The following is a 3,334-nucleotide window of genomic DNA, read 5'->3' as shown; positions in this document are numbered from 1 at the left end:
TACCATTGTAAGTACCGTCCCAACCTGTTCCTCCTGGACTTATTTGCTTTAACAATTTTCCGTAACGGTCAAATATATAAATTTTTGCATCATTTCCAATACCTTCGATGTTCCAAGTTTCGTTTTGACCATCTCCGTTTGGCGTAAAATACAGCGGATAATCTATTATAAACACAGGCTTAGTAGTAATACCACAACCGTTCTTATCTCTTGCCATAATATGGTGCTGACCTGGTGAGACATTGTTAAATACCGTCTCGTCTTGCCATGGTCCATGATCTAGACTATATTCATATTCCCCTATTTCGTCTCCCGGTACGACTTCTACAACGTGATTATCTGCAAAAGCTTGAGTCAATAAATTAATGCTTATACTCGGTGGTTCGCTTTCCATAACTTCTGTGGTATCTGTATTGGTACAATTGGTTACCGTAGAGGTGCTGATATCGGTAACTAATACACTATAACTCCCTCCTTGAGTCGGCGTTAAACGCGATCCTGTCTCCCCAGCCATCTCAGTGCCATTATAACTCCATACAAAACTATAATCGGTAGCCGATAGGCCCGTGTCTATCACCAAGGGGTCCAATATTTCGCTGCCGTTGGTATTAATACATAAGGTATATTGGTCTGCTAAATCAAACTCTGGTAATGGGTTGACCTGTAAGGTTAGTGCGGCAACCGCATAACAGATAGGCGTATCTTCATCGGTTACTGTACCTGGGGTATCGTTATCTACTCTAGCGTAAACCACCTGTGGGTTAACCACATTTTCGTACAAGGTTGGTAATGGGTTGACTTTGTCATTGGCATCCGCTTCATTGGCATAATAGCTCACCATATAGTTAGTGGTATCTTGACCGTCCAACACATTACCATTCATTGTTGTTAAATCAAATTGAGTACTGTCATTGGTCGTATCTCCATCCGTTTCCATGTTGTCATCACATGCCTGATATAGAATAGGATCCATATCTGGATTGGCCTGTGCGGCCTCTTGAACTTCGATATTAAAGCGCTGCGTACTGATGGAACAACCCGTAACATTATTGGTAATGGTTACAAAAATCTGTTGTGGGTTGCTGGTATTGGTGTACGGGCTTACCAGACCGTTCATTCCGGCTTCGGCATCCGCCAAATCTGCGTGGTAGCTCACGATAAACTGGCTAGCATCTTGGCCATTCAGGATTTCGGCATCTTTTGTCGTGAGGTCAAAACTGTCTACGTTATCAGTGAATAATTCACATTGAATAAAATCCGTGACGGCAACCACTTCTGGTAAGGGGTTCACCACGATAGTAAAATCTACCAAGGCATAACAGCCCGTGGCATCCTTAGTCATCCTTACATAAATCTCTTGTGGCGATGCTATATTACTATACTGCGTGGGATCTAAAATAGCATTTGTTCCTGAGTTGGCATCGTCTAGATCTTCGTAATAGGTGATAGTTACTCCGTTCTCACCGTTACGAATTAGTTCTTCTTGCTCATTATTGCCTGCTAAGCCTCGTAAATTAAATACCTCTTCCCCATCTCCTGTATTGAGGTCATCACACAATTCTAGGTTGGGCAACAGATCGCTTGCCGTTGGGGTTGGGTTGGGTAATACTCTTATTGTTAATGTTGTAAAATCTACACAGCCTGTATTGGTGTCTGTTACCACAGCATAAAGAGTTTGTGGGTTGGGCCCTTGTCCATTTATTTCGGTGTTGGTATACTGTGTAGGATCAGGGATGACATTCTCTTGGGCTTGTGCATCGGCATTGGTCTCATAATAGGCTACTGACCAACTGGCATTGCCTCCTGTGATCTCTGTATCTTTTACCGTAAGATCAAATACCGTGATTTCATCTCCTGGTACTTCTCCTAGATCATCACATTCGTTTAATTGTGTAGGCTGTACCGCTACTGGTGGTAAGGCCACCATCAACTCGAACATACCGGTGTCTAAACAAGTGGTGACGGGATCGTATAAACGCACATAGATTGTTTGTGAATTAGCGGTATTGGTATAGTTACTTACATTAATAATAGGGTTGATTCCATCTTCGGCATTGGCCGCACTGACATGATAAGTCAATACCACTGCTGCGGGATCTTGACCATTGAGGATGTCTTCTTCTTTGGTGGTGAGGTCGAACTGCGCTAACCCGTCATCATCGCTATCGCATATGGTATATGGCGCTATACTTGTTGGCACTTCTGGTGCTGGGTGTACAATGAGCTCTAGGGTGTTCTGCGTAAGATTATAACATCCCGTCAGCGTGCTTTCGGAACGCACATAAATCATCTGATTATTGGCGACAATGTTAGTGTAAAGTCCTGTAATGGCGTTCTCTCCTAATTCGGCATCACTCTGGGTTTCGTGGTAAGTTATCTTAACATCCGATTCGCCATTGGTGATCTCCATGGTTCGCATTTCCAAATCAAACTCGGTAAAACCATCGTTATCATCGTCACAGACTTCTATAGGGTCGGGGTTAGGTTCTGGTGATGGAATAGGATCTACTCTGAGCGTTAAAGTAACGGTATTGTAACAGCCAGTAATATCATTTTGGGCTCTTACAAAAATTGTCTGAGAATTGCTCGTATTGGTGTAAGGACTGCCTATTGGATTCGTGGCGTTCTCTGCATCTAATTGGGTTTCGTAATATGTTAAAGTAATGCCTGTTTGTCCGTTTAATATCTCGGCATTGGCTTCTTCTAACGTAAACGCTTCTTGCCCATCGTCTAACGTAATAGCATCACACAACTCTAATGGTGCTGGGGTTACTAAAACGGGTAAGGCATTTACAATAAGCTCTAAACTTGTTAGCTTGTAACAGCCTTCTACCGTAGTATTGTCTTCTACACGCACCCAAACCGTTTGGTTAAAATCGTCCGTATTGGTATAAGTCAATGGGTTTGTTATAGGATTATCGGCGATGTCTGCATTGGCTTCACTTTCATAATAGCTCAGAATATATTGTGCGGGGTCTTGGCCGTTTAGTATTTCATCAGACTTGCTGGTAAGATCGAAAGTGGCAAAGCCATCGGCTAAAATATCATCACAAACTTCTAAAGGGGTCGGTGCTATTAATTGAGGGCTTGGCTCTACTATTAATTCTAGTACTACAATAGTAGCACAGTCCGTGGCTATAGTCTCGCTCTCTACTCTAACATAGAGCGATTGAGCATCTTGTACGATATTGTTATAGCTGGTGGTGGTATCTATGGCATTTACTCCATTATTGGCATTGGTCTGGGTTTCATGGTAAGTGACCTCTAGACCCGAAGCGCCTCCCGTAATCTCATCATCTACATCCGTAAGGGTAAAAAGACCAAAACCATCATT

General features: G+C 42.8%; 1 protein-coding gene. It reads right to left on the bottom strand.

Features of this window, described 5'->3' with window-relative positions:
• Positions 1 to 3,334: T9SS type B sorting domain-containing protein (locus tag QMA06_RS16380; protein ID WP_290207992.1), on the bottom strand; the 3,334-nt coding region annotated here is incomplete at both ends.

Origin of the sequence: Winogradskyella bathintestinalis (genome assembly GCF_030407435.1) — a bacterium.
Classification (GTDB): Bacteria; Bacteroidota; Bacteroidia; order Flavobacteriales; family Flavobacteriaceae; genus Winogradskyella; species Winogradskyella bathintestinalis.
This window is presented reverse-complemented; position numbering and strand designations above follow the sequence as displayed.